Origin of the sequence: Prevotella sp. CAG:255, assembly GCF_000431195.1 — a bacterium.
In the GTDB taxonomy this organism is placed as follows: domain Bacteria; phylum Bacteroidota; class Bacteroidia; order Bacteroidales; family Bacteroidaceae; genus Prevotella; species Prevotella rara.
Window position 1 is genome coordinate 44,327 of record NZ_HF986835.1, and the last position, 24,743, is coordinate 69,069.

General features: G+C 36.0%; 18 protein-coding genes. 4 read left to right on the forward strand and 14 right to left on the reverse strand.

Annotation, left to right across the window (positions count from 1 at the left end):
* Window positions 1–136 precede the first annotated feature (136 nt).
* A complete protein-coding gene (locus tag QVO66_RS10635) occupies window positions 137–529 on the forward strand; it encodes a hypothetical protein (protein WP_021855473.1) in 393 nt (130 codons plus the stop codon).
* A gap of 80 nt (window positions 530–609) precedes the next feature.
* Here QVO66_RS10635 and QVO66_RS10640 read toward each other — a convergent pair whose 3' ends face one another.
* From QVO66_RS10640 to pheT, 3 genes are read right to left on the reverse strand one after another with little or no spacing between them, the layout of a single operon-like run.
* On the reverse strand, window positions 610–861 hold the full coding sequence (locus QVO66_RS10640; RefSeq protein ID WP_021855474.1) for a TIGR03905 family TSCPD domain-containing protein: 252 nt from the start codon (window positions 859–861) through the stop codon (window positions 610–612).
* A gap of 23 nt (window positions 862–884) precedes the next feature.
* Window positions 885–1,610, reverse strand: a complete 726-nt coding sequence (locus tag QVO66_RS10645; RefSeq protein ID WP_021855475.1) for a YebC/PmpR family DNA-binding transcriptional regulator — start codon at window positions 1,608–1,610, stop codon at window positions 885–887.
* Window positions 1,611–1,641: 31 nt separating this feature from the next.
* On the reverse strand, window positions 1,642–4,104 hold the full coding sequence (pheT, locus tag QVO66_RS10650) for a phenylalanine--tRNA ligase subunit beta (protein ID WP_021855476.1): 2,463 nt from the start codon (window positions 4,102–4,104) through the stop codon (window positions 1,642–1,644).
* A 762-nt stretch (window positions 4,105–4,866) separates the two neighbouring features.
* Here pheT and QVO66_RS10655 point away from each other — a divergent pair.
* Entirely contained in the window at window positions 4,867–5,829 is a 963-nt protein-coding gene (locus QVO66_RS10655; RefSeq protein ID WP_288172823.1) for a glycosyltransferase family 2 protein, read from the forward strand.
* A 193-nt stretch (window positions 5,830–6,022) separates the two neighbouring features.
* Here the strand turns inward: QVO66_RS10655 and nqrF are convergent, their stop codons facing one another.
* The 6 genes from nqrF to QVO66_RS10685 are packed head-to-tail and all read right to left on the reverse strand — an operon-like array spanning window position 6,023 to window position 11,846.
* Window positions 6,023–7,291 (reverse strand): NADH:ubiquinone reductase (Na(+)-transporting) subunit F, encoded by a 1,269-nt coding sequence (nqrF, locus tag QVO66_RS10660; RefSeq protein ID WP_021855478.1) that lies wholly within the window; start codon window positions 7,289–7,291, stop codon window positions 6,023–6,025.
* A 7-nt stretch (window positions 7,292–7,298) separates the two neighbouring features.
* A complete protein-coding gene (nqrE, locus tag QVO66_RS10665; RefSeq protein WP_021855479.1) occupies window positions 7,299–7,925 on the reverse strand; it encodes an NADH:ubiquinone reductase (Na(+)-transporting) subunit E in 627 nt (208 codons plus the stop codon).
* 23 nt (window positions 7,926–7,948) lie between these two features.
* Window positions 7,949–8,575 carry an NADH:ubiquinone reductase (Na(+)-transporting) subunit D gene (locus QVO66_RS10670; RefSeq protein ID WP_021855480.1) on the reverse strand — a complete coding sequence of 209 codons (627 nt, stop codon included), beginning with the start codon at window positions 8,573–8,575 and terminating at the stop codon, window positions 7,949–7,951.
* Between the two features lie 13 nt (window positions 8,576–8,588).
* Window positions 8,589–9,314 carry an NADH:ubiquinone reductase (Na(+)-transporting) subunit C gene (gene nqrC / locus QVO66_RS10675; protein WP_021855481.1) on the reverse strand — a complete coding sequence of 242 codons (726 nt, stop codon included), beginning with the start codon at window positions 9,312–9,314 and terminating at the stop codon, window positions 8,589–8,591.
* A gap of 12 nt (window positions 9,315–9,326) precedes the next feature.
* Entirely contained in the window at window positions 9,327–10,484 is a 1,158-nt protein-coding gene (locus QVO66_RS10680; RefSeq protein WP_021855482.1) for an NADH:ubiquinone reductase (Na(+)-transporting) subunit B, read from the reverse strand.
* A 12-nt stretch (window positions 10,485–10,496) separates the two neighbouring features.
* A complete protein-coding gene (locus QVO66_RS10685) occupies window positions 10,497–11,846 on the reverse strand; it encodes a Na(+)-translocating NADH-quinone reductase subunit A (RefSeq protein ID WP_021855483.1) in 1,350 nt (449 codons plus the stop codon).
* Window positions 11,847–12,159: 313 nt separating this feature from the next.
* On the opposite strand from QVO66_RS10685, the gene QVO66_RS10690 reads away from it, so the two are divergent.
* On the forward strand, window positions 12,160–16,566 hold the full coding sequence (locus QVO66_RS10690; RefSeq protein WP_021855484.1) for a translocation/assembly module TamB domain-containing protein: 4,407 nt from the start codon (window positions 12,160–12,162) through the stop codon (window positions 16,564–16,566).
* 111 nt (window positions 16,567–16,677) lie between these two features.
* On the opposite strand, the gene ald is transcribed toward QVO66_RS10690, so the two are convergent.
* Window positions 16,678–17,784: an alanine dehydrogenase gene (ald, locus tag QVO66_RS10695; protein ID WP_021855485.1), complete on the reverse strand. Its 1,107-nt coding sequence runs from the start codon at window positions 17,782–17,784 to the stop codon at window positions 16,678–16,680.
* Window positions 17,785–18,109: 325 nt separating this feature from the next.
* On the opposite strand from ald, the gene QVO66_RS10700 reads away from it, so the two are divergent.
* A complete protein-coding gene (locus QVO66_RS10700) occupies window positions 18,110–18,982 on the forward strand; it encodes a sigma-70 family RNA polymerase sigma factor (RefSeq protein ID WP_021855486.1) in 873 nt (290 codons plus the stop codon).
* A gap of 266 nt (window positions 18,983–19,248) precedes the next feature.
* Here the strand turns inward: QVO66_RS10700 and QVO66_RS10705 are convergent, their stop codons facing one another.
* The 4 genes from QVO66_RS10705 to QVO66_RS10720 all read right to left on the reverse strand — a co-directional run bounded on the left by QVO66_RS10705 (window position 19,249) and on the right by QVO66_RS10720 (window position 24,740).
* On the reverse strand, window positions 19,249–20,184 hold the full coding sequence (locus tag QVO66_RS10705; protein WP_021855487.1) for a diacylglycerol/lipid kinase family protein: 936 nt from the start codon (window positions 20,182–20,184) through the stop codon (window positions 19,249–19,251).
* A 39-nt stretch (window positions 20,185–20,223) separates the two neighbouring features.
* Window positions 20,224–21,138, reverse strand: coding sequence for a tRNA (adenosine(37)-N6)-dimethylallyltransferase MiaA (gene miaA / locus QVO66_RS10710; protein WP_021855488.1), 915 nt, complete (start codon window positions 21,136–21,138; stop codon window positions 20,224–20,226).
* A gap of 112 nt (window positions 21,139–21,250) precedes the next feature.
* A complete protein-coding gene (gap, locus tag QVO66_RS10715; RefSeq protein WP_021855489.1) occupies window positions 21,251–22,282 on the reverse strand; it encodes a type I glyceraldehyde-3-phosphate dehydrogenase in 1,032 nt (343 codons plus the stop codon).
* A gap of 256 nt (window positions 22,283–22,538) precedes the next feature.
* Complete coding sequence (locus QVO66_RS10720) at window positions 22,539–24,740, reverse strand: sodium-translocating pyrophosphatase (protein WP_021855490.1); 2,202 nt, start codon at window positions 24,738–24,740, stop codon at window positions 22,539–22,541.
* Window positions 24,741–24,743 lie beyond the last annotated feature (3 nt).

The window sequence follows — 24,743 nt, forward strand, 5'->3', positions numbered from 1 at the left end:
GGAACGCAAATATACAAAAAAATGCATTTCGTTCCTAATAAATTAGCCGTTTTTATGAATAAAATAAAAAAAACAATATACATTGGTTCTTATCAAAAGATATTAATTACTTTTGCAAACAAAATAAAGAGGATTTATGAAAAAGTATTTGTTTATTCCATTTGTTGCCGTCTTTCTGGCCTCATGCCATGAAAGCCTCGAGGAAAGGGCCGAGCGTGAAGCCAAAGAGTTTACCAAAAAGAATTGTCCCATGAAAGTATCTGAATATGTCACAAACGATAGTATGACATACGAAAAAGACTCCCGCACGATACACTATTATTACTCAATAAAGGGCAAGGCTGATACAACTGCATTAGACAAGAAGCAGGCGAAAGCAGAGCTGATAAAAGGAATAAAAGATGCGACAGGAATACGCAACTACAAAGAAAACGGTTTCAACTTTGCATACACTTACTATTCAACGAAGAACAAAGGCCAAATACTATTGGATGTAAAAATCACTCCAAAAGAATACAATACCAAATAGGATCAAACCTGATATATAATTTTGCCGTTAACCCAAGTTCTAAGTACATTTGGATTAACGGCAAAAAATTTGACTATTTATTACTTATAAAGTTCATCAATAGCCCTACAAAGCTGATCAGGACAACTTGTCGCCTTGTAGCCACAACGTATTCCGTCTAACCGCGCTTTAACATCGTTGACATTCATCCCTCTTACCAAGGAACATATTCCCTGTAAGTTTCCGTTGCAGCCGCCTTCAAAGCTAACGTCTACTATGCAGTCATTATCATCAACCTTTAGATTAATCATCTGGCTGCAAGTGCCTGAAGTCTTATAAGATATACTTTTCATTATTACAAAAAGTCAAGGAATGATTATTCCGGTTTCATGTTTGTATAAACGTTCTGAACATCGTCATCATCCTCAAGCAGCTCAACCATCTTATCGATAGTTTCACGCTCTTCCGGCGTAACGTCTTTCAGGTCGTTAGGTATGCGTGTAAACTCAGCACCGGTAACTTCAAAGCCGTTCTCTTCAAGGTGTTTCTGAATTTCACCGAAACATTTCGGATCGCCATAGATGGTTATTTCACCAGATTCCTCATCTGTGTCGTATTCGTCATCAACACCATAATCGATAAGATCAAGTATCAGCTCATCCATTTCAACACCATCCTTTTTCTTGAATGTGAACACACATTTATGATCAAAAAGGAAAGACAGACTTCCCATTGTGCCGAGGTTGCCGCTGAATTTATTAAATATAGCTCTTACGTTTCCTACCGTACGTGTTGTGTTGTCTGTGGCAGCATCAACAAATATGGCTATTCCGTGAGGACCATATCCCTCATATGTAACCTCCTTATAATCACTCTGATCCTTACCCATAGCGTTTTTGATTGCACGCTTAACATTCTCAAGCGGCATATTCTCACGCTTAGCGTTAAGAATGATAGAACGAAGATGAGGATTGTTGTCCGGATCCGGTCCACCTGCTTTCACAGCTATAGCGATCTGCTTACCAATTTTTGTAAATGTTCTGGCCATGTGGCCCCATCTCTTTAATTTCGTAGCTTTACGATACTCAAACGCTCTTCCCATTATATCTATATTTTAATATTCAACAAAAGTTTTATCTAAGTTCGGCTTTAAGCTCTTTCTTCAAGTTAGCTATAATCTTTGTCATTATAGCATCTATCTGCTTGTCGTTCAATGTCTTGCTTTCATCTTGCAGGATAAAGTTGACAGCATAGCTCTTTTTGCCTTCCGGAAGATTCTTACCTTCATAAACATCGAAAAGGTCAACTTCCTTAAGGAATTTCTTTTCAGACTGATATGCAATACGTTCAATTGCTTCAAACTTTACATCCTTATCGAGCAACAAAGCCAGGTCACGGCTCACAGCAGGATATTTGCTTATCTCGCGGAAGCTTATTGTCGATTTTCTTACAGCCTTTGTAACAGCAGTCCAATTGATATCTGCATAATAGACCTCGTTATCTATGCCCATAGCCTTTTGCAGCTTCTTGCATATAATGCCTAACTCTGCCAGAAGTTTGCCTCCACGATTCATGACAGAAAGTCCCTTATGGTAAATATTATTAGAACTTTCCTTGAAAACAACGCCTCCTAATGGCAAACCAATACGGCGGAATATATTCAACACATGAGCTTTAAGTTCAAAGAACGAAGAATCTTCATCTGCATGAATCCAGCTTCCTGACACTCGCTTACCTGTTATCCATAGTCCAAGATGTGTTTCTTCCTTATAAGCCTGCATTGGATTGTCATTGTTCTTCTTTTCGGGAGAATAATGATAAACATTGCCGAACTCAAAGAATTTAAGATCAGGATTCTTTCTGTTTGCATTGTATGCTATGCTCTCCAAGCCGCCGAAAAGCAACGTTCCTCTTAAAACATTCAGGTCAGAACTCAGCGGATTCATAATCTTAACAAGATTTTCCTGACTATAACAATTAAGGTCTGTATAATATGCAGCCTTTGTCAGAGAATTGTTAAGAATCTCGTTAAAGCCATCACCTACGAGCTGTTCGCCTATAAGGTTTTCAAGCTTATGCTTATTGTCTTCATCGCCCTTAATAACCAATGAGCTTTTAAGCTGTGTAGAGATTTCCACATTATTATAACCATATATTCGGAGAATGTCCTCTACAACGTCACATGGACGCTGAACATCAACACGATATGGCGGCACGCACAGTTCAAGACCTTCAGAAGTTTCGCTTTCTATCTTCATTTCAAGGCTTGTAACAATGCTTTTAACCGTTTCTGCAGGTATTTCCTTTCCCACAAGGCTATTGACATAGTCATATTTCAATGACACCTTGAAGTCCTGTATTGGCTCCGGATAAACATCCTTTATCTCCATTGAAACCTTACCACCGGCAAGTTCCTTACACATTATGGCGGCTTGTTTCAAAGCATAAATTACTCCATTGGGATCAATACCACGTTCAAATCTGAACGACGCATCGGTGCTAAGTCCATGACGGCGCGCGCTCTTTCTAATCCATGTCGGATGGAAATATGCACTTTCAAGAACTACATTTGTAGTTGAATCATATGTACCACTACCCTTTCCACCAAACACACCGGCTATACACATGGCATCTTCCTCGTTGCATATCGCGAGGTCATGATTGCTCAGCTTGTGCTCCTCGCCATCCAGCGTAACAAATGGCGTGCCTTCCGGCATTGTCTTAACGACAATATGATGTCCTTTAACCATGTCCGCATCAAAGCAGTGCAGCGGCTGTCCATAGGCCATCATGATGTAGTTTGTAATGTCAACTATATTATTTATCGGTCTCAGACCAATTGTGCGTAATTTATTCTGAAGCCACTCAGGACTTTCCTTTACGTCACATCCTGTAATACTTACACATGCATAACGCTTGCAGGCCTCGTTGTTTTCAATGGTTACTTCTACAGGCAAATCTTCATTGTCAACACAGAATGCTTCACAATCAGGACGATGAAGTGATGTTTTGTATCCATTTTGCACGAGCCAAGCGTACAAATCACGCGCTACGCCCCAGTGAGAAAGGGCATCTGCCCTGTTGGCTGTTATATCTACTTCTATCAGCCAGTCGCTTTCCAGATTATAATATTCTGCAGCAGGCATACCGACCTTAGTATCTTCAGGCAAAACTATTATGCCGTTATGATCTGTGCCAACGCCTATTTCGTCTTCAGCACAAATCATTCCAAAGCTTTCCACTCCGCGTAATTTTGATTTTTTAATGACAAATTCCTTGTCACCATCATACAACACGCATCCTAAGTCTGCAACAATAACTTTCTGACCGGCAGCAACATTTGGTGCGCCACAAACAATTTGCGACGGAGTCTCACGACCCAAATCAACGGTCGTAACATGCAGATGATCAGAATTTGGATGCATTTCACATGTAAGCACCTTGCCTACATACAGGCCTTTCAGGCCGCCTTTGATGCTTTGAACCTCCTCAAGAGCATCAACTTCAAGACCTTCTGACGTAAGTGCGTCACACACTTCTTGTGGAGTCAGGTCGAAATCGACATACTCTTTGAGCCACTTATAAGATATATTCATTGAAATTAGTTTTATACTTTCCTTTAATCGGACGCAAAAGTACTAATTTTAAATCATTTATACAAACGTTTCAAATAAAAACTGACTTATGTATTACCTGATATTCCATGCAAATAAAAACATAGCAATAGACCGGCAAACATTCCGTATATCAAGTAAACGTATATTAACCTAATGTCAGTTAAATTATCGCATTTGTGTTAAATTCAAGCCTTATATTTCATATTATTTCCAATATTTGGCTATAGTTTTCTGCGAAACAGACACAAAACAACACCGATATAACAGCCTGAATATCAGATACTTATAATATCACTTAGAGAACACATAAAAAAACGCACCTATAATATACCGCCTTTTACCGGCTAATTAAGCATGTTTCATAACACAAATCAATGTGTTTTGACTTATAAAACAATATGTTTTTGTGTAGAAATAATCATAAATCAATGATAACATCCCTACTAAAAAACAGAAAAACCGAACAGAAACTGTCCTATCGGTATTACTTATCGAACAAAAGCAAAGCTAGAGTACACGCAACAAAAGTGTTAACGCAAATCCGTCGAAAGTTAATTTTTGCATACAGCAATGTTAACCAGCCTTAAACCCGCTAAAAACGACATTGTTTGATTAAGACACAAAATGCAAATTATATGACACTACAATTTGCCTTAACACAGATTATTATATGCAATAAAAATACTTATTAAGCAATCTGTAATGTTGCAAATTTGCAAATTAAACATTAATTTTGCAATTATGAATACTAGTTTTGACACCAGCAATAGCCCCTTAGTAAGTTTTATTATTACATGCAGAAACCTGCCTGTAAAACAAATAACAGAATGCCTAGACAGCATCACAGGCCTATCGCTTAGAACACAAGAGAAAGAAATAATCGTTATCGACGACGGTTCTGATGTTTCGATAATTGACTGTTTAGAAAAATATCGCGATGAAATAATATATGTCAGACAGAAAAAGAACGGCGTCAGTTCAGCAAGAAACCTTGGCTTAAGAATGGCCTCTGGTAACTTTATACAATTTATAAATGGTGAAGACAAACTAATCCCTGATGCATACGAACATTGTTTGGATATAGTCAGATATAACGTACCCGATATTGTACTGTTCAACTCCTCCGGTAAAAAGAAGGAAACGTCATCTTTTTACATACCGGAGCCTATGGATGGTGCCCACTATATGCGTCATAACAATCTTCATGCCACGGCATGGGGTTATATATTTAACCGAAAAATATTGTTGGACTTACGTTTCAACCCAAGCTTATTGAATACGGATGAAGAATTCACCCCACAACTTTTTCTACGTGCTGAAAAAGTTTACAGCACAGACATTGTCGCCTATTCATACAAGAAACGACCATCTGATTCGATAAAGAATAAAGATCCCCGACTTATACTAAAACGCCTGAATGACATAGAACACATTATATTTCATTTGAAAGAACTATCTGAACAATTGCCAATCGCAGACAGCCAGGCATTACAAAGACGTGTTTCACAACTTACGATTGATTACATCTTCAGCATTATAAGGCTTACACGTTCTTCTAAACAGCTTAGCTCACGCTTGAAACGCCTTGAAGATTGCGGACTGTTCCCATTGCCGGATAAAAGATATAGTCGCAGTTACACTATATTAAGAAAACTGACTAAGAACAGAATGCTGCGGAAATGCTTGTCTTTGGTTCTAAAATAAAGATTGGTCTTCATATATTTTTAATCATAAAAGCCCATTGAACGGAAGACTGTAACCAATTGTAAAAGATATAGAATAGTTCTTTTCATACAAAAGACATTCACCAATAAAATGTAATAAAGCCGAAAAAGAATATTAAAATATTTCTCTTTCGGCTTAATTGCTAAGATACTAAGGCATAAACATTGCCCAATTATCCAAAATTATCATACATTATAGATTCTGGTTCAACTCCAAGACTGTCGAGCATCTTTACTACTGCATTACTCATTGGACCAGGACCACACATATAATATTCAATATCCTCAGGAGAGTCGACAAACTTAAGATAAGTATCATACATTACCTGATGTACAAATCCTGGTGTATATTTTACACCGGCCTTATCTGCCTCTGGATCCGGTCTATCCAATGCCAGATGGAAATGGAAATTATCAAACTCCTTCTCTAATTCCAAGAAATCATTAAGATAGAACACTTCTGCAAGCGACCTTGCTCCGTAAAAATAATGAAGTTCACGATCTCTAACATTCAACGTTTTCGTCATATGCATTATCTGTGAACGCAAAGGAGCCATACCAGCTCCGCCGCCAACCCAAATCATTTCTTTCTTGCTGTTGAAAATAGGATGGAAATCTCCATAAGGTCCGCTCATTATTACCTTATCACCAGGTTTACGACTAAAAATATAGGATGACGCTATTCCTGTAGGAACATCCTGAAAGCCGACCTGAGGCCTTGGTTTGAATGGAGGCGTGGCAATACGGACTGTAAGCATGATCCTGTCGCCTTCTGCAGGATAATTTGCCATTGAATATGCCCTAATTGTTGGTTCTGGATTATTTGCCTTTAGCGAGAATATATTAAACTTCTCCCACATAGGAAGAAATTTTTCCCCTATGCTGTCTTTGTCAATATCCTTGTCATAATCAATACAATCATATGCAGGTATTTTAATTTGAGCATATGATCCTGGAACGAAGTCCATATGCTCGCCTTCAGGAAGGGCAACAATAAATTCTTTAATAAAAGAACTTACGTTTTTGTTGCTGATTACAGTACATTCCCACTCCTTTACGCCCAAAACACTTTCTGGAACTCTAATCTTTAAATTACCCTTCACCTTGCATTGACATCCAAGTCGCCAATGATCTTTTATTTGCTTACGTGTAAAGTGTGGTTTTTCTGAATCAAGAATTTCCCCACCTCCTTCAAGCACCTGAAGCCTGCATTGTCCGCAGCTTGACTTTCCACCACAGGCAGACGGAAGGTATATACCATTTTCTGTCAGTGTAGACATCAGCGACGCTCCTTGAGGCACCGATATAGTTGTCTTGTCATTTATATTGATACTGACATTGCCGCTTGGCGACAAATAGCGCTTTGCAATCAGCAAAATAGTAACGAGCAAAAGAATTATTATAAGAAATACTGCTATACTCGTAAAAATAAACTGTACCATATTAAATTTATATTTTAAATCCAGAAAAACACATCATTGCCATCGCCATGAGACCTACCGTTATAAATGTAATGCCTAGCCCTTGCAAGGGACGTGGCACATCACAATATTGCATTTTTTCTCTTATAGCTCCCATAGAAACAATTGCTAAGGTCCAGCCAATTCCGCTACCTGCCGCATATACCACAGCATCTACAACAGAACCGATATACTGAGAATTAGACGGATCAAGATTTATTCGCTGCTGCATAAATAAGGACGCTCCCATAATAGCACAGTTAACAGCTATCAAAGGTAAAAATATTCCTAAAGAAGAATATAAAGATGGTGAGAATCTTTCTACAACCATCTCCACAAGTTGCGTTATTCCTGCTATAACGGCAATAAATAGAATAAAGCTCAAATATGACAAATCAACGCCTTCCGCAAGACAGTCTGGTCCTAATACATAGACCTGCAACAAATAGTCAACAGGTACAGTGATAATAAGAACAAAAGTAACTGCCACACCAAGCCCCAATGAGGTCTTAACATTTTTTGAAACAGCTAGAAACGAACACATTCCAAGAAAGAATGCGAAAATCATATTGTCAACAAATATTGACCTGAAAAATAAACTTATAATGTGATCCATAACAAATATCTTATTCAAAACATTTAATCTTTTTCGGAAAAGAATGCCCTATGTATCCAAATAACACAACCCAGAAGTATCAATGCCATAGCCGGCATTGTCATCATACCGTTATTAATATAACCGGCATCATAGAAACTGTCAGGAATAATCTGTATTCCCAACAAAGAACCTCTACCAAGAAATTCTCTCACAGCACCGACTATTACCAATATCATCGCATATCCAAGACCGTTTGACAAACCGTCTATAAAGCTTGGAATGGGTTTATTTATCATGGCAAAAGCTTCCAGACGTCCCATTAATATACAGTTTGTAATAATAAGACCGACATATACAGACAACTGCACACTTACGTCATATGCCACAGCCTTTAGAATCTGACTTACTATAGTTACTAATGCCGCAACAACTACAAGCTGGACTATAATTCTGATTCGGTTGGGTATGGTATGTCTTATAAGAGATATTATTACATTTGAGAAAGCCGTAATGATTGTTACAGCAAGCCCCATAACTATCGCAGGTTTCAATTGAGAAGTAACAGCCAAGGCAGAACAAATACCAAGGACCTGAACAAGTATAGGATTATCTACACTCAACGGCGTGGTGAAAATCTTTTTATTTTCTTTTGAAATTAACTTTCCCATAACACATTATTTTTTATTTGTCATTAAGAAAACTCATATATTTGCCTAAACAATCCTTTAGCATTAAGTCAACACCATTAGATGTCAATGTCGCTCCAGTTATGCCATCACATTGCGTGTGTTTGTCTTTAACGTCATTCTTTTTTACCACAGAAAGAGCTATACCGGAAACACCATCTTTTGTAAGTTTTTTACCGATAAACTGTTTTTGCCATTCTATATTATCTTTAATTTCTGCACCCAAGCCTGCCGTTTCGCTTTCATGTGTGAAATATGCTCCGAAAACGGTGTTCTTGTCATAATCAATTGCTATATATCCGCTTATCGGTCCCCAAAGGCCCATTCCATATACGGGTATAACATATTTTGTTTCATTATTAATCTTGCAGACATACAAAGCAAGACGTCCAGCTTTGAAGTCTGCACTATTTAATTTAAATCCGGCCTGCTCTCCTCCTTTTGTTCCTTTTGTCAAAATCTGATTATCGGAGTTTATAACATCATCACTTTCTACAATACTTTTGTATTGTTCAGCTACCTCATTATCACTAAGCCCACGAATATTAAGTGCTGCCAATATCTGCTTTTTCTTATCTAATGCTACGTTTACATCTTGTGCAGGCTTCAGATAACTTGAAATAAATGCAAGCAAAAAAGCAACAACAACAACAATTATCGCAGAATAAACGATGGTATAAATATTTGAATTAGTATTCAATATCTTTTTATCTTTTGCCATAATGCTATTAATTTAGATTTTTTGTGAAGTACGCTTAGCTCTCTTTGAAATATTGTGCTGAACAACACAATGATCAATAAGAGGCGCAAACATATTCATTAATAATATGGAGAGCATCATTCCCTCCGGATATCCTGGATTCATAATCCTTATTGCTATTGCAACAACGCCAATAAGAAATCCATAGATATATTTTCCGGTTTCAGTCCTTGCAGATGTAACAGGGTCAGTAGCCATAAACACAGCACCAAAGCAGAAGCCTCCAAGGAACAAATGTTCATACCATGTAATAGATGTCATACCTAATTCTTTAAAGACAAAGGCCATAAATGCCCCGCCAAAGAAGACACTTAACATTGTCTTCCAACTTGCGATGCCCGTAAACAATAGTATTAATGCTCCTATGCCTATAGCAATTACGCTTGTTTCACCAATAGAACCAGGTATTAAACCAACAATAAGCTCACGAAGGTCATATCCAATACTCATATTCTGTGCTGTCAGAGCCAAAGGTGTTGCCTGCGTAAATGTATCAGGCAAGACATTACCCAAACCAAATATTGTGTCATTTGCTATCCACACGCTGTCACCACTCATTTCTGTTGGATAAGAGAAAAATAAAAATGCACGTGCTCCCAACGCCACATTAAAGATATTCATACCTGTACCGCCAAAAATCTCCTTTACAAAGATTACAGAAAACGCGACAGCAATAGCCAATATCCACAGCGGGCAATTAATTGGTATAATTAAAGGTATTAATATTCCACTAACAAGATAACCTTCTTGAATTTCTTCCCCTTTCATCTGAGCCCAAATAAACTCGATGCCCAAGCCAACAATATAACTAACAAGAATTTTAGGCAAAACGGCGAGAAATCCATATATGAAGAGATCAAAAAAAGTTGCATCAGCCAACCGGCCAGCAGCCAAATAATTCTGATAACCGACATTATACATACCAAATAATAAAGCGGGCAGCAATGCTATCACGACAATGCTCATAATACGCTTTGAATCAATAGCGTCATGTATATTTGTCCCCGTCTTTGATGTGGAATTTGGAACATATAAAAATGTTTCTATACCTTCAAAAACACTACGAAAACAATGGAGCTTTCCATCATCCTCAAATAAAGGCTTTATTTTATCTAAATAATTTCTCAACATATTAAGTAATATTTAAGCATTCTCTTTACGCAACATATCCAACCCTCTTCTCACTATATCTTGAAGTTCCAGTTTTGAAGAATCAACAAATTCAGGCAAAGCAAAATCTTCAGGAGAGACTTCGTATATACCCAATGCTTCCATTTTGTCAATATCTCCAACAATTATTGCTTTTATAAGATATTCACCTAAAATATCCATGGGCAATACGCTGTCATACTCTCCACTCATTATCATATTTCTTCTGCCACCTTTTACTCTCGCATCTAATGCATATTCTTTATTCTTCGTCAACCAGCTAAAATAGCTTCTATTAACAGAATAGTCCTTGAAACGCGGCATAATCCATCCAAACAGTTCATTTGTATCATCACCTTCAGGAATCACAGTCAGTTCTGAAGCATGAGCATCTACAAAATCATTTAAAGAACACTTACGTCCTGTAAGTACATTTCCATTAATGATTCTGACATTTCTTTCGTGTGAAATTTTATCTTTCAATAAAGTTTCTATCTTCTGCCCTACCAAGACATCAGCATAACAAGGCTCATGCACTTCACTTCCAACAATAGCTATTGTGTGATGTAAGTCCACTTTACCTTTATTAAATAATCTTCCAATATAAATGACAGTAGTAGGATCTACGGTCCAAACAACATCTCCCTTATTCACAGGATTAATATGATTTATCTGAACGCCTACATTACCTGCCGGGCACGGACCATCAAATATGTTTACCTCAACATCCTTCACACGGCGCAAACTTTCAGAACACTGATTACGTCCAATGCCCAAATATGTCTTCGATATCCTTGATAAAGCAGTCAAACCCGTTTGAAAATCTATTTCATTACCTGTCAGTTCATACTCAAAATCACAAGCAAGGGGTTTATCGCGTAATGCGCTAATAAATATTCCTTTTGGCAAAACATCTGGATTTGTAGATATCGCATAAGGTAATTGATTTATATAACCGAAAAGCCCAGCACGCAGCAATGAGTCGATTATTTCTTTCGAAGAGACATCATTAACATTTCTTACTCCAAAATCAACGTATTCCTGATTTTCGTCCAAACTAATAACAACCTGTAAAACCTTTCTTCTTTCACCTCGTACAATTGAAGAAACATTTCCACTGACAGGAGAAGAAAAACCCACTGATGGGAATTGCTTATTGACAAATAAGATTTCACCTGCTTTTACATGTTCACCTTCTTTCACAACAACTTTAGGCTGTATTCCGGGAAAAGAATCCGGGCAAAGCGCAACTTCTTTGCCAATATTGATTTTCATTTTTACTTTCTCGGCCTTGCCTTTAAGGTGAATGTCTAATCCTTTACGTAATTTAATAACTTTTGTCATAGTGTCAGTTAAAAGAACTGGATATTTTAATTTATTATGGCGCAAATCTACATAAAATCAACGTAAAAAACGAACAAAATTTAAGAAAAGTGTATTATTTACATGCGCAATAACTAATCTAAATAAATCAAAAATTAAAGTTTGTGCTATCCAAACAAATTAATCATACTCATAATACATCCAATGTAAATGTTGTTTACACCATTTTCCATATTTTATTCGTTTATTACAATGAATTCATGTATTTTTGTAGGAAATTTCGAAATGGCTATACCACTTTTGCCTTTAAACATTCATTAAATCATAACGAATATTGAAAACATTAAAGCATATTGTTAATGGGATATTATGGACTGCAATAATTGGATATTGGTCTATAATCATATTTATTCATATACCGTTTATACAAAATTGGTTCGGTACACGCATAAGTAATGCCCTATCAACAAAACTCAACACACATGTAAGCATTGGAAATGTTGACTTAGGTTTTCTAAATAGAATAATTATCGATGACGTTGAAATATATGATCAGACATCAAAAAAAATGATTTCTGCATCACGCCTTGCAGCAAAAATAGACTATTATCAACTAATTAAAAACGGATGTATATATATATCTTCTGCACAGATATTTGGATTTGACGGGAACTTTTACAAAAAGACTAACACTTCAAAACCAAATTACCAATTCGTATTAGACTCACTTTCATCTAAAGATAAAAATAAAAAATCAAATTTAAAGCTAAGTATTAATTCATTAATAATCCGACATGGCGCCATTCGTTATGATATCTATGACGCACCTTATACATCATCACATTTCAATCTCAAACACATCAAATTAAATGACATCAGCGCTCATATTATTATTCCATATTACACACAGGACAGCACCTACATTTCTGTAAAAAAATTATCCTTTAAAGAGTCTTCAGGCTTAGACTTGAGAAGGTTATCGTTTGATTTCTCTTTCAATAAGAAGTGCGCTAAGCTTCATAATTTCAACTTATCTTTACCAAACTCCAAAATTGAATCTGAATCACTATCTTTAGTTTACAAAACAATTAACGGCAAAATCGACAATAAGACCATCGCTTATTCAGGAGCCATAAATATCAATAGAATTAATTTTTCTGACCTAAAATGCCTTCTGCCTAGAATTAAACATAACATCACGCCCTTATCATCAAAAGCCACATTTACAGGAACTTACAATAGTATTAACATAGAAAGCTTTAATCTGCATTCTATAGATAAAGGATTAGTCTTTATTGGTAATGGCAAGCTAAAAAAAGATAAAAACGGTTTCATTTGGAATGCTAATATCAGAAAGATAGAAAGTTCTGCTGAATGGATTGCACATACTATCAAAGAAATAAATCCAAATACAAAATTACCTGATTTTATAAATAGTATAGGTAAAATCTACTATACCGGCAACACTAATGGACATGATAAATATATATCGATTAATGGTAATTTAAAAACTGACATAGGAAATATTTTAGTCAAATTAAGCAAAAATGTTAACGACATTTATGCCAATATTGATACAGATAATATTAATTTGGGCAAATTATTTCCCAATAAGCATTTTGGGCAAATCTCATCAAAAATAATAGTTAAATACAATAACATATCAAAAACAAATAAAAACATATATATTGATGGCATTTTTCCAAGATTTGAATATAATAATTACCAATACAAGAATATAATTGTAAAAGGATTATATGACAAAAATATATTTGATGGCCTTTTCAAATTGGATGACCCCAATGGGCAAATAAACATTGAGGGCAGACTATCAACAGATCTATCAAAAGAAACATCCATAATTGCATCTGTCAGAAATTTGAATTTGTCAAAACTTAATATTACAAATAAATGGAAAGATACAAAATTCAATTTTGATATAAACTCAAACATAACTTATAATCATCAAAATATAAATCCGTTTAATGGTAATTTAGCCATAAAAGATTTCACAATGGTTTCCTCATCGGATTTATATACAATCAAAACAATAAGCTTAAATGCTTGTCAAGATTCAATGTCACTGCAAAGCGATTTTGGAAATATCGCTATAAATGGCCAATATAATATTAGCACATTAGCTAAAAGTATAAACAATTTGCTCCATGAAAAATTACCGACAATGTTTATGGAGCAGCCTAATGTATGCAATAAATTTCAAATTAAAGCAAATATATCTAATTCTGAATGGGTTAATAAATTTTTCAACGTTCCTTTAGAGTTAAAAGCGCCGATGAACTTAACCGCTACAATCAATGACGAAAAGAAGACATTTTCAATGTATTGTAAGGCGGATAAAATTATATACAAAAATAATCCTTATGAAAATATCTTCATTAATGCCCATACCCCTAACGATACATTATTATTAGAAGGTAAAATTGATAAAATCATGAACAATGGTCAAAAGTTGTCTCTTGATTTAAATTTAAGTACCATTAACGACAAATTATTAACAGAGATTAAATGGAACAACAATCAAAGTAAGCCTTTTTTAGGATCTCTAAATGCAGAAACGAGATTTATTAAGAATGATACAGGTAAACCAGACATCAGCGTTGACATCAAGCCTTCAGATATACTTATCAATGATACCACATGGCATGTACAACCTGCAAGCATAAAATACAATAATGGCAATTTAATGATAGATCATTTTTCTATTGAGCATAATAAACAACATATCAAAATATATGGTATGGCAACAAAGGATTTGTCAGATTCAATCGTTGTCGACATGCAAGATGTTGATGTCAATTATGTATTGAATTTGGTAAATTTTCATTCTGTCGACTTTAAAGGCTATTCAACAGGCAAAGCTTTTATCAAATCTGTTTTTTACGATCCTGAGTTATATGCAAATCTAAATATCAGTCAATTCAAATTTCAAGATGGCCGTATGGGAGATTTAGCTGCCCACGTATCATGGAATAAATCAGAAAAACAAATTGATATCAACGCTATAGCTAAAGATAAAGATAATGTAGAAACCAGAATTGAAGGTTATGTTTCTCCTGACAGGAATTATATTGATTTAAACATTGGTGCAAGGAATACAAACATTGAATTTCTTGAAGGCTTTTGTGGATCATTTATGAATAATATTATAGCTAATGCAAACGGAAGCGTTAGACTACATGGTCCATTAAACAACATTAATCTAACAGGAAATCTCGTAACAAATGGCAGCATAAGAATAATCCCCTTAAATACAACTTATACGTTAATAAACGACACGATACGATTCCGTCCTGACAATATTATCTTTGCTGCAGACACAATAAGAGACAGAAATGGAAATATTGGTATCGTCAGCGGGGCACTCCACCATAAACATTTAACAAACCTAACATACGATTTAAACATAAGGACTCACAACCTGCTGTGTTATGACACACAAAGTTATTCTAATAATACATTTTACGGTACTGCATACGGCACCGGACTATGTACGATAAAAGGAGGTAACGGAAGAATAGACATAGATATAAATATTACTCCGGAAAAAGGCTCCTTTATAGAATATAATGCCGCAAGTCCTGAAACAATATCAGACCAGCAATTTATTACATGGCATGACAAAACGGCAATCAGCCAAACAGTTAGTAAAGACTCTATAGCCAAAGAGTCTGTCAAGGAAGCTGCTGAGATTGACAAACCTTCTGATTTATATATTAACTTCCTCGTTAATATGAATCCAGATGCGACATTACGCGTATTAATGGACCAGTCAAACTATGACTATATTGCTTTAAACGGAACTGGCAGCATTCGTGCCACATACTTTAACAAAGGCTCATTTAACATGTTTGGTACATACCAAATTGAAAATGGTATATATAAACTTACGATACAAAATATAATTAAGAAAATCTTCCAATTCCAGAATGGTGGCACCATTGTATTCGGAGGCGACCCTTACAATGCATCACTTGACCTTAAAGCCTTATACACCGTAAATAGTGTGCCTCTTTCTGACTTGCAAATCGGCAATAGCTTCTCGAGCAACAACATCAGGGTAGATTGTATCATGAATATTAGCGGTACGCCACAAACACCTCACATCGACTTTGACCTTGACCTGCCAACCGTAAGCAATGAGGCAGAACAGATGGTTCGCACTGTAATTAATAGTGAAGAAGAAATGAATCAGCAAGTTGTATATTTATTAAGCATTGGACGATTTTATATGCAAGACAACAACAATTCATCAAACCAAGAAAATCAACAGAACCAAACAAGCCTTGCAATGCAGAGTTTGCTGAGCGGAACAATAAGCCAGCAAATAAACTCTCTTCTAGGAAATCTGGTTAAAAACAACAATTGGACATTTGGAGCCAATATTAGCACCGGTGATGAAGGTTTCAACAATGCAGAATATGAAGGCTTATTATCCGGAAGACTATTAAACAACCGTCTGATAATTAACGGACAGTTTGGATATCGCGATAACGCAAATGCTACGACATCGTTTATCGGTGACTTCGATGTGAATTATTTGCTACTTCCAAATGGAAATATATCGCTCAAAGTCTACAATCAAACAAATGATCGATATTTTACTAAATCATCATTAAATACTCAGGGAATTGGACTAATCATGAAAAAAGACTTCAACTCACTAATGGAATTATTTGGATTTAAAAGAAAAAACAGAAAAAGTATTTTACAAGACAAATAATTATCCATTAAATGGAATCGGACATAAAGCAATTCCCCCCTATTATGTATTTTAAATAAACAGCCCATCTCTTTCCTATATTTAGACGGGCTGTTTATTTATCTAAAACAATTACAATTCTACTGGAACATATTCTAAATTGAAGACATCTGCAACGGCCTTATTAGTTACCTTACCTTCAACAATATTCAATCCCTTGCATAAAGCAGCATCATCCTTGCATGCTTTCTTCCACCCTTTATCAGCTAAAGCCAAGGCATACTTCAGTGTTGCATTAGTCAAGGCATATGTTGATGTGTTTGGCACCGCTCCGGGGATATTAGCTACAGCATAATGTACAATTCCATCAACGACATACACAGGATCGCTATGCGTTGTTGGATGTGATGTTTCAAAACATCCTCCCTGATCAATAGCAACGTCAACCAAAACCGTTCCAGGCTCCATTATCTTTAACATGTCTTTTGTAATCAAATGAGGGGCTTTATCACCGGGAATAAGCACAGCACCAATAACGATGTCAGCATCCTTAATCTCATTAACGACATTATGATGCGAAGAATATATAGCATTAACATTTGCAGGCATCGTAATTGACAATTCTCGCAGTAAGCTTAAAGAAATGTCTGTTATAACCACATCTGCACCCATTCCTGCAGCAACACGTGCTGCAGCCTGACCAACAATTCCACCACCAAGGACTACTACTTTAGCCGGACGCACACCAGGCACTCCGCAAATGAGTTTACCCTTACCGCCTTTGGTCTTCTGTAGATAATATGCGCCGTTAATTGTCGCCATTCGACCGGCAACTTCACTCATTGGTGTCAACAACGGAAGTGAATTATCATCTAATTGTACGGTCTCGTATGCAAGACATACGCTTTCACTTTCAATCATTGCCTCTGTTAATTTCTTATCACATGCAAAATGGAAATAAGTGAAAACCAGTTGCCCTTTTCGTATAAGTTTATATTCCGATTCTATTGGCTCTTTAACTTTAACTATCATATCAGCAGTCTGATAAACATCTTCAATAGTCGGCAATATGGTTGCTCCAACATTTTCATACATTTCGTCTGAAAATCCACTATTTACACCCGCAGTATGTTGAACATATACAGAATGGCCATGTTTTACTAACTCTGATACACCAGCCGGAGTCATACCGACCCTACTCTCGTTGTTCTTAATTTCTTTTGGAATTCCGACTTTCATAATAAATAGGTTTTAAAGTTAAAAAATTAATTCAATGGCAAATATAAGAAAAAGAATGATATACACTTAGAAAAAACAAAATATTTATACATGATTTTTACATAAAATAAATTATAATTTCTTTTATTTTAATTTGCAAAATAAAATTACATTATTTTTGCAACTTTATTTAAGCGTATAAAGAACACTTTAATGTTATTATTTATTATTTTTTAACCACAGAACGGCACAACGTATTGATATTTTTTGTAATTTTGCAGCGTTTTCAGAAACAATCAAGCTATTGGCTTGAAAATCAGGTACTTACAAAATATAAGGCAAATAGATGAGACAATTAAAGATTCAGAAAAGTATTACCAACCGTTCAAGTGAAGCCTTGGATAAATATCTTGTAGAAATAGGTAGAGCTCCTTTAATTTCAATTGACGAGGAAATAGAGTTAGCTCAGAAAATAAAAAAAGGCGGACCTGAAGGCGAACGGGCTAAAAACAAACTTGTAACAGCAAACCTGAGATTCGTTGTATCTGTAGCCAAACAGTATCAACATCAGGGACTCACATTAACCGACCTTATAGATGAAGGTAATATTGGTCTGATTAAAGCAGCTCAAAAGTTTGACGAGACTCGCGGATTTAAATTTATCTCTTATGCAGTATGGTGGATTCGTCAAAGCATTTTGCAGGCTATTGCTGAACAAAGCCGTATTGTCCGCCTGCCATTAAATCAAGTTGGCTCTCTAAATAAGATCAATCATGAAATAAACAAGTTCGAACAGGAAAACCAGCGTCATCCATCTGTTTCAGAACTATCAGAAGTAACAAAACTTGATGAAGACAAAATTGGCCAATCTTTAGCAGCTGACGGTCATCATGTTAGTATTGATGCTCCATTTCAGGATGGTGAAGACAACTGCATGCTTGACGTAATGCCTAGCGGAGATGACAGCCGAACAGACAGACACGTTGATCATGAATCAATGGCACTAGAGCTTAATACAGTATTAAGCAAAGTTCTAAAAGAGCGTGAAATAACCATTATACGCGAATGCTTTGGTATCGGATGCCATGAGAAAGGTCTTGAAGAAATCGGTGACCAATTAGGTTTAACACGAGAGCGCGTACGTCAGATTAGAGAAAAAAGTATCGCGAAATTGCGTGAAAGTGGAAATGCAAAAATATTAATAAAATATTTAGGATAAGCATATTTTTCACACTAATAATATTTTAATGCCAAAATAGGAGATTAATATATTTACTCACTATTTTGGCATTATTATTTACAACAACCCACCCTATCATTTTTACATAACTATAGTCAAAACAAAAGTCAATGGTTTCCATTATAAAACTCAGTGTATTTCAAGATAAAACTCACTGAATTCTGCCCCATAAACCTATGGTTTTTAATCTAAGTCACAATATAGTCAAATGTCAGTACTTTAGACGAGTAAATTACAGTACGACATCATGCCGGAATAAGAAAATTAATAACTTCTTGTTCAACAGTAATTTTATATGACCCGACCGGTGTTTTCATTAACCGACCGTCAATACTCACCATTGCCTTAACCGCTTCATTAACGATAATTTCTCTAGTTCTATAAGGATGTACGCTATGATGATTGAGAAATTTACCTGTAAATAACAAATAAAATCCTTCAAAAAGCTGTGTCATCTCCGGATGGTAAACAACAGAAACATCAAGGAGACCATTATATGGAACAGCATTGGGAGTTTGACCATAACCAGACGCATTCCCAATACACACTGTCATAATTTTCCTTTTAATAATATCCGAATTAATTTTTAACGACATTTTATAATCCAAACGTTGAAAAATCATCAAAATTAATGAAAACAGAAAAGACAGTGTTCTGGAGCCAAAAAGTCTGTGTGTGCGCTGCCTCAAGTTCATTATTGCCGAAATGAGTCCAATATTAACGCAATTCAAGAAGTATCTATGACAAATATCTCCTTCTGAGTTTGTATAATGAATACAGCCCAAATCAATTTTCCTAACACGATGCTGTTTTATCCATCCGATTATCTGATTAACATCGTTTTCTTTCAATTGCCAGTAATGAGCAAAATCATTCATCAGTCCATTAGGTATCAAACCCAAACATATCTTTTCACGTATAGAAGAATCTACAGACATAAGACAATTTACTGCGTCATTTAATGCAGAATCGCCGCCAACAATTACAATGGTTTTATATCCATTGTTTATAAACATATTAATAAGTCTTGTAACACTGCTTTGATCCTCACTTTGGACAAAATCAAACTTTATATCATTATCCTTCAAGCAGTTCTCAATTTTTGCCCATCTCTTTTTAGATGCCGTTATACCATGTTTCGGACAATATAATATTCCCCAACGATTATCTTCACCTGACATATTATAATCTTATTTTATAGTAAATAATTAGATTATTAATTATAAATAGCTTTTTACATATTTAATTTTTTGTTCCATCGGAAGTGAAAAATCAATCCAATGTATTTTAAATCCTCTTCTTTCCATGCCTCTGAACCATGTCATTTGACGCTTTGCAAACTGATGTATCGCAATCTCCAATGAACGGAACATATCATCATAAGTTATTTCATTTATCAAATATTTGGTGACATATTTGTACTCAAGTCCATAATAAATCAAGTCTTCAGGCAAAATACCTCTGTCGAGCAACATCTTAACCTCATCTACCATGCCATTATTAAGGCGCTGCAATAGCCGCTCTGTTATTCGCTTGCGCCGTAAATCTCTATCTATTTCAATTCCAAAAATCAACGAGTCAATTGGAGGAATATTACGTTCTTCAAGATTGTGGCAATTTTTATAATATGTTTCAATTTCAATTGCCCGTATCGCCCGCTTCTTATTATCAATATCGGTAGAATTATGCATATTAGACTTATTGTCTCTTTTTAGCTGTATAAGTAATTTTGTCAACTCATCCAAATTCTTCTTCTCTAATTCCAAACGGAGTTCCTTATTCTCCGGCACAGGCAACAACTTATATCCATTCAACACAGCCTCAATATACAATCCTGTTCCACCACATAATATCGGTGTGACTCCTCGCCCTATAATATCATTGTATACATTATAGAAATCCTTCTGATATTCAAATAAATTATATTTTGTACCAGGTTCAGCAATATCAATTAAATGATACTTTATAAGCTTATCACCAATTTTATAATCGTCAAGATCCTTACCCGTACCTATATCCATATTACGGTAAACTTGTCTACTGTCTGCACTAATTATTTCAGCATTAATTTCTGCAGCTAAAGCAGCTGCAAACGATGTCTTTCCTGATGCAGTCGGACCTAAAATGGTTATCATATTTTTATGCAATATAAAGTTTAATGATACTGAAGTCTGTACAAAATTAATAAAAAAAAACCATCCGACAATGTCGAATGGTTTTTTTTATCAAATTATAATCAAGTATCAATTATCCGTTGTGCTTCTTCATAATCTTGATGAGATCTACAACCTTGTGTGAGTAACCGATCTCATTATCATACCAAGAAACAACTTTTACAAATTTATCTGTAAGATAAACACCTGCATCAGCATCGAAGATTGATGTCAAAGGACAACCCAGGAAGTCAGAAGAAACAACCTTATCTTCTGTATATCCTAAGATACCTTTCAGTTCACCTTCAGAAGCCTCTTTCATTGCTTTGCAGATATCCTCTTTTGTTGCTGAGTTCTTCAGATTAACAGTCAAGTCAACAACTGAAACATCCAAAGTAGGAACACGCATAGAGATACCAGTAAGTTTTCCGTTAAGCTCAGGGATAACCTTACCTACAGCCTTAGCAGCACCAGTAGAAGAAGGTATGATGTTTCCTGCTGCAGCACGGCCACCACGCCAATCCTTCAAAGAAGGACCGTCAACTGTACGCTGTGTAGCTGTTGTAGAGTGAACAGTTGTCATAAGACCATTCTCAATACCGAACTTGTCATTCAGTACCTTTGCTATAGGAGCGAGACAGTTTGTTGTACAAGATGCATTTGAAACAATCTGCTGGCCAGCATATTTATCTGTATTAACACCACAAACGAACATATCAGCCTGACGTCCGTCCTCACCCTTCTTTGAAGGAGCAGAAAGAACAACATATTTAGCACCAGCCTGAAGGTGTTTCTCTGCACGGTCCATTGTCAGATAGAAACCAGTTGACTCAACAACATATTCTGCACCGATTTCATCCCACTTAAGATCAGCAGCGTCTTTTTCAGCTGTAACACGGATGTGGTTTCCGTTTACTATCAATTCATTTTTTGCAGTGTCAACTTCAATTGTACCGTCAAACTGGCCGTGCATTGTATCATACTTCAGCATATATGCCATGTAATCAACAGGCAGAAGGTCATTGATACCTACTACAACTACATCGTTCTTGTTTGCCTCTTCAAGAGTTGAACGGAATACGAAACGACCAATACGGCCAAATCCGTTAATACCAATTTTAATCATCTTTTTTTATTTTAAAGGGTTAAAATAATTTCCTTAAATAATTATACCTAATGTTTGTTAAAAGCGCTGTCTAATCAACGTTAATTACTCCTAAGTGTCCGCATTAAATACGGCCTTTCTTTTTTCGCCCGCAAAGTTACATTATTTTTTTATAATAAAGTTATTTCATATTATTAAATTATATAAAATATTGGGTACGATTGGCCGAAAGTACAAAATCGACTAATTATTAGTGTCATTTTGACATGTCGAGTTTCTAAATTAAGGCTACTGTCAGACCTGCCATCACAATACTAACCATCGACATCAGCTTAATTAATATATTTAAAGAGGGACCTGAAGTATCCTTAAAAGGATCACCAACCGTATCACCTACAACTGCCGCCTTATGGCAAGAAGAACCTTTACCGCCAAAGTTACCTTCTTCAATCATTTTCTTAGCATTATCCCATGCCCCTCCAGCATTTGACATAAAAATAGCAAGAGTAAATCCAGTGGACATTCCACCTATTAAAAGTCCCAGAACGCCGGAAACACCTAGAACTATACCTACTAACACAGGAATAGCTATAGCCAATAAAGAAGGCAATATCATTTCACGCAAAGCTGACTTTGTAGAAATTTGTATGCATCGGCCATAATCCGGAGTTGCTATACCTTCCAAGATACCCTTTATCTCTCTGAATTGTCTTCTAACCTCTTCTACCATTGAACCTGCTGCACGTCCAACAGCTCCCATCGTGATACCACTGAATATAAATGCAGACATAGCACCAATAAAGATTCCTATTAAAACCTTTGGGTTCATGAGGTTAACCTGGAAGAAACTTATCATATCTAACAGCTGAGCATTTTTAGGTTCAAAAACATTTCCTAAATTATCAATAAAGACAACACCTTCGTTAGCCGCTCTTACCATATTTATTTTTATTTCCTCAATATATGACGCCAATAAAGCGAGAGCTGTCAATGCTGCACTTCCTATAGCAAATCCCTTTCCTGTTGCGGCTGTAGTATTTCCTAAAGCATCAAGTGAATCGGTCCTTTTTCTTACATCCTCTCCCAATCCACACATCTCGGCATTACCACCTGCATTATCCGCTATAGGGCCATAAGCATCCGTCGCTAATGTTATACCTAAAGTTGAAAGCATGCCGACAGCAGCAACACCTATACCATATATTCCTTTAGAAATACTTTCTGAATTCATAGACATGTCAAAGCCGTTCGCACACAAATAACTTAACATTACAGCAACAGAAATTGTAATTACAGGAATCATGGTAGAAATCATTCCTGTGCTTATACCTTTAATAATTACTGTTGCTGATCCCGTTTCGGAAGACTTAGCCACATCCTTTGTCGGACCATAACTTTGACTTGTATAGAACTCGGTTGCTGCTCCTATTATAACACCTGCGAGAAGTCCACTAATTACAGAAAACGAAAGTCCGATCCAATTTTCAACTTTTAACAAATACAAGATTAAAAATGATGCAACTGCAATAAGAACAGCCGAAACGTTTGTACCTAAATTTAACGAATGCAGCAAATCCTTCATTGTAGCATTGTCCTTTGTCTTAACCACAAAAATGCCGATTAAAGATAAAAATATTCCAACACCCGCTATTAGCATTGGAGCTATAACTGCTTTAAGCTGCATTTCATAATTAACCCCAAAAGCCATGGCACCCAATGCAGCAGCACTTAAGATACTGCCACAATAACTCTCATATAGATCAGCACCCATTCCTGCAACGTCACCGACATTATCGCCGACATTATCTGCAATGGTTGCCGGATTTCTCGGATCATCCTCCGGTATGTTTTCTTCAACCTTACCGACAAGGTCTGCACCAACATCTGCAGCTTTAGTATAAATACCTCCACCTACACGGGCAAACAAGGCTTGAGTAGACGCACCCATACCAAATGTAAGCATTGTTGTCGTAATTGTAACAAGAGCATTGGCTTCACCATCATAAAATGCATTTAATATGACAAACCACAATGCTATATCCATAAGGCCTAAGCCAACAACAACCAAACCCATTACAGCTCCACTCCGAAATGCAATTTTTAATCCATTATTAAGGCTATGCCTAGCTGCATTTGCAGTACGTGCCGATGCATATGTAGCTGTCTTCATGCCAAAGAAGCCACATAATCCAGAAAACAAACCGCCTGTAATAAATGCAAACGGTACCCATGGATTTTGCACGTGTAGCACATAAGACATAAATGCAAATATCAGACTGATAACAACAAATATAATTATTACAACTTTATACTGCTGTCTTAAATATGCCATTGCACCAGTTCTTACATACCCTGCAACTTCTCTCATTCTTTCTGTGCCCTCATCTTCTCTCATCATTGACTTATAAAAATAAAAAGCCATTATTAACGCACAAACAGATGCGAAAGGCACAATCCAAAATACTGACGGTATATTCATGGT

Coding starts and splice junctions, on each gene's coding strand:
- pheT (WP_021855476.1), bottom strand. CDS start 4,104: ATGAATATATCTTATAAGTGGCTCAAAGAGTATGTCGATTTCGACCTG.
- QVO66_RS10670 (WP_021855480.1), bottom strand. CDS start 8,575: ATGGGAAAGTTAATTTCAAAAGAAAATAAAAAGATTTTCACCACGCCG.
- QVO66_RS10645 (WP_021855475.1), bottom strand. CDS start 1,610: ATGGGAAGAGCGTTTGAGTATCGTAAAGCTACGAAATTAAAGAGATGG.
- QVO66_RS10635 (WP_021855473.1), top strand. CDS start 137: ATGAAAAAGTATTTGTTTATTCCATTTGTTGCCGTCTTTCTGGCCTCA.
- QVO66_RS10720 (WP_021855490.1), bottom strand. CDS start 24,740: ATGAATATACCGTCAGTATTTTGGATTGTGCCTTTCGCATCTGTTTGT.
- miaA (WP_021855488.1), bottom strand. CDS start 21,138: ATGATAACCATTTTAGGTCCGACTGCATCAGGAAAGACATCGTTTGCA.
- gap (WP_021855489.1), bottom strand. CDS start 22,282: ATGATTAAAATTGGTATTAACGGATTTGGCCGTATTGGTCGTTTCGTA.
- nqrE (WP_021855479.1), bottom strand. CDS start 7,925: ATGGATCACATTATAAGTTTATTTTTCAGGTCAATATTTGTTGACAAT.
- QVO66_RS10680 (WP_021855482.1), bottom strand. CDS start 10,484: ATGTTGAGAAATTATTTAGATAAAATAAAGCCTTTATTTGAGGATGAT.
- QVO66_RS10640 (WP_021855474.1), bottom strand. CDS start 861: ATGAAAAGTATATCTTATAAGACTTCAGGCACTTGCAGCCAGATGATT.
- ald (WP_021855485.1), bottom strand. CDS start 17,784: ATGAAAGTCGGAATTCCAAAAGAAATTAAGAACAACGAGAGTAGGGTC.
- QVO66_RS10655 (WP_288172823.1), top strand. CDS start 4,867: ATGAATACTAGTTTTGACACCAGCAATAGCCCCTTAGTAAGTTTTATT.
- QVO66_RS10700 (WP_021855486.1), top strand. CDS start 18,110: ATGAGACAATTAAAGATTCAGAAAAGTATTACCAACCGTTCAAGTGAA.
- QVO66_RS10705 (WP_021855487.1), bottom strand. CDS start 20,184: ATGTCAGGTGAAGATAATCGTTGGGGAATATTATATTGTCCGAAACAT.
- nqrF (WP_021855478.1), bottom strand. CDS start 7,291: ATGGTACAGTTTATTTTTACGAGTATAGCAGTATTTCTTATAATAATT.
- nqrC (WP_021855481.1), bottom strand. CDS start 9,314: ATGGCAAAAGATAAAAAGATATTGAATACTAATTCAAATATTTATACC.
- QVO66_RS10685 (WP_021855483.1), bottom strand. CDS start 11,846: ATGACAAAAGTTATTAAATTACGTAAAGGATTAGACATTCACCTTAAA.